The 13,614-nt window shown below is 41.0% G+C and carries 10 protein-coding genes; 8 read left to right on the forward strand and 2 right to left on the reverse strand.

The features are described from left to right. Positions 1-25 precede the first annotated feature (25 nt). A complete protein-coding gene (locus J4856_RS06625) occupies positions 26-247 on the forward strand; it encodes a DUF2795 domain-containing protein (protein WP_004337463.1) in 222 nt (73 codons plus the stop codon). A 240-nt stretch (positions 248-487) separates the two neighbouring features. Here the strand turns inward: J4856_RS06625 and J4856_RS06630 are convergent, their stop codons facing one another. Then, positions 488-1,450 (reverse strand): IS256 family transposase, variant Zn-binding type, encoded by a 963-nt coding sequence (locus tag J4856_RS06630; protein WP_428842430.1) that lies wholly within the window; start codon positions 1,448-1,450, stop codon positions 488-490. 483 nt (positions 1,451-1,933) lie between these two features. Between J4856_RS06630 and J4856_RS06635 the strand changes: the two genes are divergently transcribed. The 7 genes from J4856_RS06635 (at position 1,934) to priA (ending at position 11,391) form a co-directional block, all read left to right on the forward strand. Beyond that, on the forward strand, positions 1,934-2,872 hold the full coding sequence (locus J4856_RS06635; protein WP_025838779.1) for a PorP/SprF family type IX secretion system membrane protein: 939 nt from the start codon (positions 1,934-1,936) through the stop codon (positions 2,870-2,872). 9 nt (positions 2,873-2,881) lie between these two features. After that, complete coding sequence (porK, locus tag J4856_RS06640; RefSeq protein ID WP_025838780.1) at positions 2,882-4,363, forward strand: T9SS ring complex lipoprotein PorK/GldK; 1,482 nt, start codon at positions 2,882-2,884, stop codon at positions 4,361-4,363. Further along, entirely contained in the window at positions 4,364-5,161 is a 798-nt protein-coding gene (porL, locus tag J4856_RS06645; RefSeq protein ID WP_025838782.1) for a type IX secretion system motor protein PorL/GldL, read from the forward strand. 64 nt (positions 5,162-5,225) lie between these two features. Continuing rightward, positions 5,226-6,815 (forward strand): type IX secretion system motor protein PorM/GldM, encoded by a 1,590-nt coding sequence (gene porM, locus J4856_RS06650; protein WP_025838784.1) that lies wholly within the window; start codon positions 5,226-5,228, stop codon positions 6,813-6,815. Positions 6,816-6,935: 120 nt separating this feature from the next. Next, positions 6,936-7,979 carry a type IX secretion system ring subunit PorN/GldN gene (gene porN / locus J4856_RS06655; RefSeq protein WP_025838786.1) on the forward strand — a complete coding sequence of 348 codons (1,044 nt, stop codon included), beginning with the start codon at positions 6,936-6,938 and terminating at the stop codon, positions 7,977-7,979. A 257-nt stretch (positions 7,980-8,236) separates the two neighbouring features. Next, on the forward strand, positions 8,237-8,866 hold the full coding sequence (locus J4856_RS06660) for a porin family protein (RefSeq protein ID WP_065367616.1): 630 nt from the start codon (positions 8,237-8,239) through the stop codon (positions 8,864-8,866). A gap of 218 nt (positions 8,867-9,084) precedes the next feature. Next, on the forward strand, positions 9,085-11,391 hold the full coding sequence (gene priA / locus J4856_RS06665; RefSeq protein ID WP_025838790.1) for a replication restart helicase PriA: 2,307 nt from the start codon (positions 9,085-9,087) through the stop codon (positions 11,389-11,391). Positions 11,392-11,580: 189 nt separating this feature from the next. On the opposite strand, the gene J4856_RS06670 is transcribed toward priA, so the two are convergent. Then, on the reverse strand, positions 11,581-13,266 hold the full coding sequence (locus J4856_RS06670; protein ID WP_065367615.1) for a hypothetical protein: 1,686 nt from the start codon (positions 13,264-13,266) through the stop codon (positions 11,581-11,583). Positions 13,267-13,614: the final 348 nt, after the last annotated feature.

Consider the following 13,614-nt stretch of genomic DNA (forward strand, 5'->3'; position numbering starts at 1 on the left):
AAGAATCATGTAAAAAAATAAGAATATGTATTGGACACTTGAATTGGCCTCTAAGCTGGAAGATGCTCCATGGCCTGCAACAAAAGATGAACTGATTGACTATGCAATGCGATCAGGTGCACCACTTGAGGTTCTTGAGAATCTTCAGGAGATTGAAGACGAGGGAGATGTCTATGACAGTATCGAGGATATTTGGCCAGACTATCCTTCAAAAGATGATTTCTTGTGGAATGAAGACGAATACTAAAGAATAAAAAAGAGGTTGTGTCATTATTGATACAACCTCTTTTTTTGCTTATTGAAGTGTATGTTTTTGTTTCCATGTATGAAGTGGAGCAGTAGTAAAAGGGTAGGGTAATAGGCATACAAGAGATTAATGATAAAAAGCTCTTTTGCAAATTTTGGGCTTATGTGACAAAAGTGTGCTTATTTTAGCGTCGTTTTCTCTTATGTGACAAAAATGTGCTTAAAATCTCCCATTCCCCTTTTATTTCTTAGGAGAATGGGACTTTATAAAGTCTTGGATGAAGATCTTTCTTCTTTCCATACTGATCCCCTTGTGTAGGTTCAATTTTGTCTTTAAATCTGCATTGAGTGATTCAATGGCATTGTTTGTATTTGGCATCTTCAATTCAGGGTAATCATAGTATGTCCACAATGACGACATATTCCTTTTAAGGCTCAAAAAAGCACTACGTAGAGCTTTATGAGTATAATGTGATTTTCCATCTTCTGTTGTTGTCCGTTCCTTAAGAAAATCCTCCCACTTGGTGTACCATTCCTTTAAAGCCCCAATAAAGGACTCCTTGTCCGTATGACATAACATCTTGGATAATTCAAGCAGTTCTTTTGAAGCCTCAAGCTTGGGTCTTGAAGTTAGTTTTGTCTTTATAGTCATTACTTGATGGAACTGGCATAATTGGAATTTATAATTGGGAAAAGCTTGCCTAAGTCCCTTAAAACCATCGCATACAAGCCCTTGAATGGTATACCCAAGTGACTCCAAGTAGCTTATGCCCTCCTTATAGTCTTCAAGACGTTCATGCCTATTGATAAACTTAAACCAAAGTACATCACCAGACAATGAATCCTTCATGATAACGACACCAAAATTACGTCCCCAATAGGTGGCATCCATTAAAACCACTACAGGGCGAACAAGAAGGTTGGGAAGTTCTTCTTTATAAGATTTGGTGAGTTTTCTATAAATTGTCCTGGTTGAAACTCCGTACTCCTCTGATAGATCTTTGACTGTTAGATTACCCTTGGAATAACGATTATTGACAATGGTATTGGTAAGGCGATTATGTCCAACAAAGCTCCTCTTACAGCACTTACAATACCAGCGTTGACTACCATTAAGATGACCACGTTTTATAGTCGATTTTGAGCCACAATAAAAGCAGATTTTTTGCCATAAAAATATAAATAAAACAAAGATAATGATTATTAGATAGTTACAAGGATTTTAAGCACATTTTTGTCATATAGGCCAAATTTTGAAATAACAATGACTCACATATAAGAAAAATATTATCGTATAAAACGAGATTATTTTTATATTAAGTGACTCTATAACGAATCATATGTGTAATTCGTCATAGAGCCTACAATATTGTCAAAAAGTATAGCCTAGAACTAAACACAACTCCATATTGACCTTAGTTTTAATACGCTTAACTCACATAAATCCCTACTCTTCCATATACAGCAATGGTGTTAATCCTACGCACATGTGGTGCATATCATCTGTACCATAAGTGCAAAGGACCAGCACCACACGTGTGGAATATTAACACACAACGCACACGATTCGTTATATAGCCTAAATAACCGCACACGCATGCTTGATAGCTTCTTAGTTCATAGTCATATCCCTTCAATATTTATGTGTAGGAAAGCAATATTTTAATCTCCTATACGTTATAGATACGTGTTTAAACGTTTAATACTTATATTTACATTCACTTGTCTGATAGATGGTTCTGTTAGGGCACAGTATGACCCGTCTTATAGTCATTATTGGGCGATGGAGCCATTGTTCAATCCAGCTACAGTCGGAAAGGACAACAAACTGAATGTTGTGGGTGCATACGCCCTCGACTTTGCAGGTTATGAGCACAATCCGAACACTTTCTATGTCGGAGCAGATATGCCTATCTATTTCATGAAGCAATATCATGGAGTGGGTATTTCTATTCTGAATGATAAGTTAGGAGCCTTTGTTCATCAGCGTGTAGCGGGACAATACGCCTTTCGCAAGGAACTTTGGGGCGGAATGCTATCTGCAGGTGTTCAGGTGGGTATGCTTTTTGAAAAATTAGATGGCTCTAAGTTAGACCCAGAAGAGTCGAGTGACCCAGCTTTAGCACAAGGAGAAGTCAATGGGCACGGACTCGATTTAGGTGTAGGCGTTTATTATACGCACAAGAATTGGTATTTTGGTGCGTCTGTTCAGCACCTTAATGCACCCTTGGTTGAAATGGGTGAGACCAATGAGTTACAAATAAATCGAACATATTATTTAACGGGTGGATACAATATAAAATTACGAAATCCGTTTCTATCTATACCTACTTCTGTTCTGGCACGTTATGATGGCATGAGCTATCGAGCAGACATCACTGCACGATTAGTATATACCCATGGAAAGAAAGTACTTTATGGCGGTCTATCATATAGTCCAACAAACTCTCTTACGGCCTATGTTGGTGGAACCTTTCATGGAATCAATGTGGGTTATAGTTATGAGATGTATAGTGGTGCGACAGCTTTCAAGAATGGTAGTCATGGACTTTTTGTTAGCTATCAAACCGATATAAACCTGCAGAAGAAAAGCAGGAACAAGCATAAAAGCGTAAGATTTCTATAGAAACATATAATGAAAATGAAAAAAAGTATAGTTGCCTTTTGTCTTGGTGTACTCGTATTAGGAACATTGACAGGCTGTTTTGCTGGTAAATCAACTTCTACGTCAGGTCGTGGCGGTGAGGTTACTGGCGTAGGTGGCGGTCGTACTTTCCGTGAACCAGCACCATATGGTATGACGCTCGTTAAGCGTGGTTGGTTGAGAATGGGATTGGAAAAACAAGACTCTCTTTGGGGTAAGAAAACCCCTGTAAAGGATATCTCTGTTGATGGATTTTGGATGGATGAAACAGAGGTGACCAATTCTGAGTACAAGCAGTTCGTAGAGTGGGTTCACGATTCTATTCTTCGCACTCGTTTGGCTGACCCAGTCTATGGCGGTGATGAAAGCTATATGATTACAGAAGACAAGAATGGCGATCCAGTTACACCTCATTTGAATTGGAACAAACGTCTTCCACGTAAGCCAAATGAAGATGAACAGCGTGCTTTTGAAAGCTTTTATGTTACGAATCCAGTTACAGGCGAAAAGAGCATCGATGGCAGACAGTTGAATTATCGCTATGAGATTTACGATTATACATCAGCTGCTCTGCGTCGCAATCGTTTGAATCCACAAGAACGTAATCTGAATACTGATGTCACCGTTGATCCAAACGAGGTGGTAATGATATCAAAGGATACAGCTTATGTCGATGAAAACGGCGTTATTCATAACGAGACAATTAACCGTCCATTGACAGGACCTTGGGACTTTCTGAATACCTATATCGTTAATGTTTATCCAGATACAACCTGTTGGGTGAACGACTTCCGTAATTCAGATAATGAGATTTATCTCCGTAATTACTTTAGTAATCCTACGTATAACAACTATCCTGTTGTTGGCGTTACATGGGAACAGGCCAATGCTTTCTGTGCTTGGCGTACAGAGTATTTATTAAAAGGACTGGGAAAAGAGGCGCGTTACGTACAACGTTATCGTCTTCCTAGTGAAGCCGAATGGGAGTATGCTGCACGAGGAAAGAATCAAGATGAGTTCCCATGGGATAATCAAAATGTTAAGAATGGCAATGGATGTTTCTATGCTAACTTCAAGCCAGATCGCGGAAACTACACCAAAGATGGTAACTTGATTACAAGTAAAGTGGGCATCTATGGTGCAAATTCTAATGGTCTTTATGATATGGCAGGCAATGTTGCCGAGTGGACAAGTACCATTTATACAGAGGCTGGTGTTGATGCGATGAACGACCTCAACCCTCAATTAGACTACAAAGCAGCAAAAGAAGATCCATATCGATTAAAAAAGAAGAGTGTTCGCGGTGGTAGTTGGAAGGATCCAGAAAGCTATATCCGCAGTGCTTGGCGTACTTGGGAGTATCAGAACCAACCACGTAGTTACATAGGCTTTCGTTGTGTTCGTAGTCTTGCAAGTTCATCAAGTGAGGCAGCTAAAGAGAATAAGAAAAGCAGTAAGAAAAAGAGAAGATAAATGACACAGTACAGCAAATACAATTTCATATACCATCTGCAGAAGTGGATGGATAGTGTTCCTGGACAAACGTTCCTGAACTATGGTTATAGTTGGGGCGCTTCCGTGGTAATTCTCGGCGCCTTGTTTAAGTTGACCCACTTGCCAGGTGCTAATATTATGCTCTATTTCGGTATGGGTACTGAGGTTATCGTGTTCTTCCTCTCTGCCTTCGACCGACCATTTGATAAGACTGATGATGGTCGTGAACTTACAAAACGTATAGCCGAGGAGTTTGTAGAAGATAAGGAGGTTATTGTAGAACATCCTGTTTCAGAATCACAGTCAACGCATGCTACTGCCGACAACATTGCGCAGAGTGTTCAGCAGGCAATGCCATCAGCAAGTGATATTGCAGCAGCCGTTGTAGGTCAGCAGAGTAAGGCTATTGCTGATGCACAACAGCAGACACCAGAGATGGTTGAAGCCCAGACGAATTACGTCTCTGCACTACAGAATCTGACCGAGATGTTAGGTAAGGTGAACGATCAGAGTCAACGTCTGACCCGTGATAGCGAAGAGATGGAGAACCTCAATCGTACGCTCACTGGAATTGCTAAGGTTTATGAGATGCAACTTAAGAGTGCTAGTCAGCAGATTGGGACAATCGACCAGATTAATGACCAGACTCGCAGGATGGCACAGCAGATTGAGCAACTCAATAGTATCTATGCTCGAATGATTGAGGCAATGACTGTTAACATGCGTGTGGCTGCGCCTGGTGTTGCTCCTCAGCAGTCTGCACCTGAAAGCTTGTAATGATGAAATATGGTAGGAAAGATGTTAGTTTTCTGTTATCTTCCGACTACAAATAATAGAATGAATGGCTATTAAGAAGAGAAAGGTTTCCCCTCGCCAGAAGATGATCAACCTTATGTATATCGTCCTTATGGCAATGTTGGCATTGAATATTTCAACAGAGGTACTCAATGGCTTCTCAATTGTTGAAGAGAGCCTAAATCGTACAACGGGAAATTCATCCAAGGAAAATGATGCTATCTTTGGCGAACTCGACCAAATGATGCGCAAGAATCCACAGAAGGTGAAGCAGTGGTTTATGATGGCATCAACGGTTAGAGAGATGAGTGATTCTCTCTATAACTATGCACAATCGCTGAAAGTCGCCATCGTTCGTGAGGCTGATGGTGAGAAAGGTGATCCCTTGAACATTGAAGGAAAGGATAATATAGAGGCTGCCAGTTACATCATGTTGAACCCTGCCAATGGACAGGGGCATAAGCTTTACGAAGCTATTAATAACTATAGAGTGCGTATTTTGCAGTTTGTAACGGACCCACGACAGAAGAAGATTATTGCAAGTAACCTTTCTACGGAGGTACCTCACCATTCAATGGGTAAGAACTGGGAAGAATATATGTTCGAAAATATGCCTGTTGCGGCAGCGGTAACGCTTCTCTCTAAGGTGCAGAGCGACGTTCGCTATGCAGAAGGCGAAGTCTTACATACCTTGGTGGCTAATGTTGGTTTGAAAGATATACGTGTTAACAAGCTACAAGCATTTGTGGTGCCAAGTCAGACTCGTCTCTACCCAGGTGAGACAATGACCGCACAAATGTTTATGGGTGCAGTTGACTCTACCCAGCAGCCGCAAGTATTTGTTAACGGACAACTCATTAAGGGCAACCAGATAACTGTTAAAGCAGGAGCACCAGGTAAACATACTTTGAATGGTTACATCCTAATAAAGGACTTAACAGGTAACGTGCTACGTAGAAACTTCTCACAAGATTATTGGGTAACGGGAGGACCGCAACCAAAAGAATATATCAATCCGAAAGGCATGCAAAAGGTTCCACCATTTGATGGAATGGCTACTATTGCAGCAGACTTGATGAATGTACTCTATGCTGGCTTTGACAACCCGATAACAATCAGTATCCCTAATACTTCTCAGAACGATGTGCAGGCAACTATGTCTGGTGGTTCACTCGTTTCAAGAGGAGGTGGTCATTTTGTAGCACGTCCTTCGACTGTTGGTCAGCCTGTAACGATTGCAGTTTCAGCTAAGGGACGTAAGATTGGAGAATACAAGTTCCGTGTTCGAAAATTGCCAGATCCATCGCCATATATTGCTATGGGTGCTGATCGATTTAAGAGTGGTACTCTCTCTAAGGCTGCACTTATGTCTGCTCCGGGTATTCAAGCAGCTATTGACGATGGTTTGCTTGACATTCCTTTCACTGTTACGAGCTTCCGTGTTGTCTTCTTTGATAATTTGGGTAATGCTGTTCCGTTGGCAAGTAATGGTGCTTCTTTCTCTCCTCAACAGAAAGAACAATTCCGCCAGTTGAGTCGTAACAAGCGATTCTACATCACAAATGTTGTCGTTCATGGACCTGATGGAACTACCCGAACACTTAATGGAAGGAATATGGAGGTCATTGTGAGATAGTAGTTGACGAGTAGTCGAGTTTACGGGTTGACAAGTTGATAGATAACGTTGATACTTATATCTCCTCATAAAACACTATATCACAGCATCTCTTTTTAGTAAAGAACAAACAAAACAAAAATGAAAAAGATATTTCTCATAGTTTTCACAGCCTGCCTGGCACTTACCATTAGTGCACAGCCTGCTGCACGTCGTAATCAGCAACAACGTCAGTCACCCGCAAATACGATTACCATACGTGCGCAGATCTCTTTCCCAACAACTGCTCCTATGGACGAAGATGTTGTTTGGCGACGTGATATCTATCGTGAACTGAAACTTACTGACGATGCTAATGCAGGATTGTATTATCCTACTGAACCTGTCGGTTCGCAGATGAATCTCTTCACCTACATCTTTAAGTTGATGATGAATGGACCAAATCGTGGCGGTATTGCGGCTTACAACTATCGTATGGATGGCAATGAAATCTTCACTGACTCTGCTCGTGTAAAGCCTTTGCAGTTCCTTGATAACTATCACATCTTCTACGAACGAACCGATCATGGTATTCGTCTTGATAATAGTGATATCCCCTTAGGCGAGGTAAAAGGCTATTACCTAAAGGAGAGTGCCTATTACGATCAAGGTACGGCAACCTTTCATCGTAAGGTTGTGGCTCTTTGTCCTATTATGTATCGTGAAGATGATTTCGGTGATGGCGAAGTTAAATATCCGCTCTTCTGGGTACGTTACGATGATTTGGCTCCTTTCCTTGCGAAACAAACCATTATGACAAGCAATTTGAATAATGCTGCAACGATGAGTGTTGACGACTACTTCACGATGAATCTCTATAAGGGCAAGATTTACAAAACGACTAATATGTTGGGTAAGACGCTTGCACAATATTGTCCAAACGATTCTGCCATGGCAGCTGAACAGAAGAAAATTGAGCGCGAGTTGGTTGCTTTTGAAAGAACAATCTATGGTGATCCAGCTCGTCGAGATAGTCTTGACAGTATTTCGGCAGCCAAAGAAGCCGAGAAAGTACCAAAGAGGGGACTTCGTACTCGTCGATCTAGTGGCTCATCAAGTAGTTTTAGTCGTTCACGTCGTCCATCTAATAGTAGCAGTGCAGTAACTTCTCCAGCACGTGTAACTGTTCGTCGCGAGCGTCATTAAAATTTTTCTTAAGGTTGATTCTATAAAATCCTCGATGGATTCTTTCTTTAATGGCTTTTCAAAAAAGTTCTTTAAAGGAATTTTATAGAATCAACCTTAATTAATTCTAACAGGGCAATAATAAGCTTAAGAATACGATTAATAAAAAGATATGCTCTGATTGTATATCTTTCTTGAGCAAGCTTTTTAGATGTGCAGATCACTATAAACGTGTCATACTAAGTGATTTTAGCCTATACTTATTAAAACTCTTGGATATGAAGAAAATTATTTCATCGGCTCTATTAGCCCTATCATTTCTTATTTCCATTCCTGCTCATGCAGATGAACCACTAAAGTTTGGAGTAAAGACGGGACTGAATGTGAGTGACTTCAGTTTCTCAAGTGATGTTTTCGACAAGACAAATCAGGTAGGATGGTTCTTTGGACCAACAGTGAAATTCACTTTGCCTGTTGTTGGACTTGGCATGGATGCTTCTGTTATTTATGATATGCGTTCAGCGAAGCTTAAACATGTTTCTGTTGATCAGTCGGTAAAACAGCAAGAGATAGCTATTCCTATTAATGCACGTTATTCTATTGGTTTAGGTAGCATGGCTAACATATTCTTCTTTGGTGGTCCTCAGATAGCTTTTAACGTAGGTGCCAGAAACTTCGAATGGACAAATGGTAGTAACTATGCTCTAAAGAAAAGTAATTTCAGTGTGAATTTAGGGTTCGGCGTGACAGCTTTCAAACATTTACAGGTAAGTGCTAACTATAATATTGCTTGTGGTAATACTGCTGACATCACATGGAAAACAGCAGTTGATGCCACTAGTTCAGCTTTTAAGAAAAAGGGAAGCAATAACAGTTCATGGCAGGTTGGCGTGGCTTATTTCTTTTAAAATGTATAATGCTTAATGTTAATACATCTCATTTCATAAGCGATGAAATGGGATTTTTTGTGCCCTAATTTCTCATAAGGTTTGTTCTTCTCACAGATTGATATTATTGTGTCCTTTGTTCATTGTGTATTTGCATCTTTCTTTGTAACTTTGTATTCAAAGCGATAATAAAATTGAGTATAGCTTGAAAAGGCTGATTAGGTGTTAAACTATTCATGATGACTTACGCAAATATAATCTTACCTCTTCCTCTAGAAGGCTACTTTACTTATGCTATACCTGATACGATGGTGTCCAGAGTTACGGCAGGGGTACGTGTGTCTGTACCTTTCGGTAAGAGTAAAATATACGTGGGTGTAGTTGCGGAGTATCCTGTAAATATACCGAATTCATCGGATAATAATAGATTAGGTAGCAAGAAAATCACCTATAAGAATATCATTAATGTACTCGATGACACGTCTGTACTTCTTCCGCAGCAGTTAAAGCTCTGGCATTGGATTTCTGACTATTATATGTCACCAATCGGAGATGTGTATAAAGCCGCCTTGCCATCAGGCCTAAAGGAGGAATATGGTTATCGTCCTCGAACCGAACTTTACATTCGTTTGACAGATAACTTCCTTCATGAACGGACACTATCCATTATGATTGATTCGATGAAGCGTGCTTCGAAACAAGTGGAAGTCTTGATGACTTACTTACAGCTAGCTGGTGTCGATGAAATCGATGAAATCACACCAGACACACTATTGCGTGAGGTGACAAGAGAAGAATTAATGAACGTTTCTCATGCTTCTGTAGGAGTTGTTCGAGCTTTGGTGGAAAGGAATATTCTTGTTACATACGAAAAGGAGGTTGGCAGGCTGAATGGAGGTAACCCGCCACGTCCTCAGAATATCAAACCGCTAAATGAAGCGCAGACTGAAGCTTATAATCAAATTCTTTTGCAGATGATGGGACATAACGTGACGCTACTTCATGGTGTTACCTCATCAGGTAAGACTGAAATTTATATTCATCTTATTCAGAAAGCACTCAATGAACATAAGCAAGTGTTGTATCTCCTACCTGAGATTGCACTGACCATACAGATAACTGAACGCTTGAAATCAGTCTTTGGAAATCGGCTGGGAATCTACCATAGTAAATACAGTGATGCAGAGCGTGTGGAGATATGGCAAAAGCAGTTGTTAGATTCACCATACGATGTTATTCTGGGAGCTCGTAGTGCTGTTTTTCTCCCATTTCAACGACTAGGACTTGTCATCATCGATGAGGAACATGAGCAGAGTTTTAAGCAACAAGACCCTGCGCCACGTTATCATGCACGCTCAGCGGCAATCGTGTTGGCACAAATGTATCCTGGAGCAAAGACGCTTTTGGGAACAGCTACACCTTCTATGGAGAGTTATTACAATGCAAAGCAGGATAAGTATGGTCTGGTTGAGCTGACTCGTCGTTATAAAGACATTCAATTACCCAAAATTGAGATTGTAGATATAAAGGACCTTTACCGTCGAAAGATGATGACTGGTCCGTTCTCTCCCCGTCTTCTCTCTGCTGTTCGAGAAGCTTTGGGACGGGATGAACAGGTTATCTTATTTCAGAACCGACGTGGTTTTGCACCAATGATAGAGTGTAGGCAATGTGGTTGGGTCCCTAAGTGTCCGAACTGTGATGTGTCGTTGACTTATCATAAGAACATGAATTACCTCTCATGTCACTATTGCGGTCACACGATGAAAGTTCCTGAGGTTTGTCCTTGTTGTGAAAGTGAGGATATACGTGGGCGTGGTTATGGTACGGAAAAGATAGAAGATGAGATTCGTAACATCTTCCCGGAGGCACGTGTAGCCCGTATGGATCTCGATACGACGCGTACCCGTAATGCCTATGAACGTTTGATTACTGATTTCTCTACCGGTAAAAGTAATCTTTTGATTGGTACGCAGATGATTTCTAAAGGTCTTGATTTTGATAAGGTGTCAGTCGTTGGAATCCTCAATGCTGACTCTATGTTGAATTATCCTGACTTCCGTGCATATGAGCATTCGTTTATGATGATGAGTCAGGTGAGTGGACGTGCTGGTAGGAAAGGGAAGCAGGGATTGGTTATTCTTCAGACGAAGAGTCCTGAGTTACCTGTCATTCAGCAGGTGGTGCATAATGACTACCAGTCATTTTATAGTGATTTGCTAGTTGAGAGACATGAGTTTCGTTATCCACCATTCTACCGTCTTGTCTATGTATATTTGAAGCATAGAGATGATAATACAGTGAATTCTGCGGGTTTAGAACTTGGGAGTAGGCTACGTGATATCTTCGGTGATCGTGTGTTGGGTCCTGACAAACCTGCTGTGGCTCGTGTAAATACACTGAACATTCGGAAAATAATGCTAAAGTTAGAGAATGGTATTGACTACCCACGTGTACGCCAATACCTTCGTGGAGCATTGGATGCCATGTTGAAAGATAAAAGATATGGTGCGCTTCAAGTGTATTATGATGTTGATCCGCTATAGTCTTAGCTCTTACTTACACTTCTAAAGTAACATAATGAGCCTACCATTCATTTCTCTTATTGACAGTAGCTATTTGTTATTAATTCAGATTCAATGATAGCGTTATCACCCATATAACGTAGGCAGCCAGAAAACTCTGGCTGCCTTTTTTAGTGGTTTTAGTTTTGGAAAACGGTATATTAATAGTCGTTAGAAATCAATATCAAGACCAACACCGAGTACCTTATTAGTACGGGTGAATATATCTGTGTTCTTTGTTGCGATTGTTTTAGGCTGAACCATAACAGAACCGTCTGGTTGGGTTACCTGTTCTTTACCAATTACAATAGCATCGTTGTATTCCTTTGTGAACTTTGAATAGTTGGTGAAGAAGTAAGCAACGTTAAGATGAGCGTTCTTTGCGACCTTAATCTTTGCACCAAAACCGAGGCTATAACTGCTTGTTACGAAGCTAAGATCGGTCAAGTATTTGCCATCGCCAAGACCGTAGAGTGTGCGCTGACCACCTGCACTGACTGTCACTGATGGGTTGATATCCCACTCAACACCAGCAAGGAACTCTTGTGTGTTGTGCTTAAGGAAGCGCTGCTTGTCATTGTCCATGCGTGCATCCTTATCGAAATAGTGGTTATATCCTGCCATAACACGGAGGTTTTTCAGTACTTCATATTGTGCACCGAGGGCAAGGATACCAGGAATGTCATTAGGTGTGTTTACACCATTTTCATAGCGTTGAGTGTCATCGCGTTTAGTATTGTTTTCGATATTGAATTTTGTTGTGAACTCATAGCGTGCAGCAAAATTCCACTTGCCAGTTCGGTAGTCGATACCAAGAATCGGAGTGATACCCCATCCACGTTGTGAAACCTCTACATAGCGGTCTTTTACAAGTTCTTTACTACTATTCAATTTGTCTGCACCTGCACTAACAAGCTTTGCACCCTCACTTGCCTTCTGTGCACCCGCAGAATATTGTGCTGCTGCTGCTTGAAGTTGAGCTTTTGTTGCAGGGTCAGTTGTTGCATTTGCTTGAGCCTGTAAGGCTGCCGCTTGTGTTTGTGCTGCAACTGCTTGTGCCTGCAACGCACTTGCTTTCTCATTCAAGGCCTTGACCTTTGAATCGAAGTAGTCGAAGAGGTTCTGGTTGTTTCCACCTACATTAGCTGAGATGTTCGTGATGTTTCCTTCGTATTTATTGTAGATGTAGTTGAAACGAGCACCACCAAAGACAGAGAGATTCTCATTGATTTTATAAGCGGCACCGAGCTGAAGACCAAAATTATACTGCTGACCGCTCATATAGCTCTGCATGCTATAGGATGTGGCAGGTGCCTCGTTCTGTCCGAGAAGTGCCGCAAAGGTAGGCAACTGCTGGTTGATAAGTGCAGGAAGGAGTGAGATAGGACGCTCGAAGCTTGGCAGACCCTCATTGAAGGCTGCTTTACCACCGCCACCTGTCAAACCAAATCCAGCTTGGAAACTCCAATTTCCTTTGTTATAGGCTACTTGGAATGATGGGAGAATTGGCACAGAGGCCTTGCCAATATACGATTTGCTTCCGTTGGTAGGGTCGCCGCCATTCAGTTTGAAAGGATATTCGTAAGGAGTATTTGCGAATGCAGGCACGCTAAAAGTAGATGTTAACTCACGTGTCTGATATACGTTCTGGAAGTTAAGAGATATATGAAAGCCTTCGTCAAGGAATACAACACCGGCAGGGTTAAAGTAAACACCGTCAATACCTATTGCTCCTACACGTGCAAAGTTACGATTGAATGCGATGTTCTGATTGGTGTTTGTAAGCAATCCTCCAGCTTTCGTTGTTGTTGCCATTGCAATTAATGCGGCAACGAGGGTAATCTTCTGATACTTCATTTTTAAATTGTAAGTGTATAAAAAACTTATATAATTTGGTTGCAAAGTTATGAATATTGTTCTATACTTCCAAATATTTACTTGTTTTTTCTCACTTTTAGTTAATTTGTGCAGAAGAAAGGTAGCTGTGAAAGGGTAAAAAGGCAAAACGTAAAGACGACATTAAACAAATCTCATGGTTAACCTTAGTTTTATAATGTTTACGAACAGTTAATTCCTATCCATCCATATAGCATCGTGAGTTTAAGTCTCCGCACGAGTGGTGCGGGTGCTCAGCACATGTGGTGCGGATGCTTAGCACATGTGGTGCGGATGGTATGCACCACATGTGCGGAGGATTAACACCAT

The organism is Prevotella scopos JCM 17725 (assembly GCF_018127785.1).
Classification (GTDB): Bacteria; Bacteroidota; Bacteroidia; order Bacteroidales; family Bacteroidaceae; genus Prevotella; species Prevotella scopos.

Coding starts and splice junctions, on each gene's coding strand:
- priA (WP_025838790.1), top strand. CDS start 9,085: ATGACTTACGCAAATATAATCTTACCTCTTCCTCTAGAAGGCTACTTT.
- porM (WP_025838784.1), top strand. CDS start 5,226: ATGGCTATTAAGAAGAGAAAGGTTTCCCCTCGCCAGAAGATGATCAAC.
- J4856_RS06625 (WP_004337463.1), top strand. CDS start 26: ATGTATTGGACACTTGAATTGGCCTCTAAGCTGGAAGATGCTCCATGG.
- porK (WP_025838780.1), top strand. CDS start 2,882: ATGAAAATGAAAAAAAGTATAGTTGCCTTTTGTCTTGGTGTACTCGTA.
- porL (WP_025838782.1), top strand. CDS start 4,364: ATGACACAGTACAGCAAATACAATTTCATATACCATCTGCAGAAGTGG.
- porN (WP_025838786.1), top strand. CDS start 6,936: ATGAAAAAGATATTTCTCATAGTTTTCACAGCCTGCCTGGCACTTACC.
- J4856_RS06670 (WP_065367615.1), bottom strand. CDS start 13,266: ATGAAGTATCAGAAGATTACCCTCGTTGCCGCATTAATTGCAATGGCA.
- J4856_RS06660 (WP_065367616.1), top strand. CDS start 8,237: ATGAAGAAAATTATTTCATCGGCTCTATTAGCCCTATCATTTCTTATT.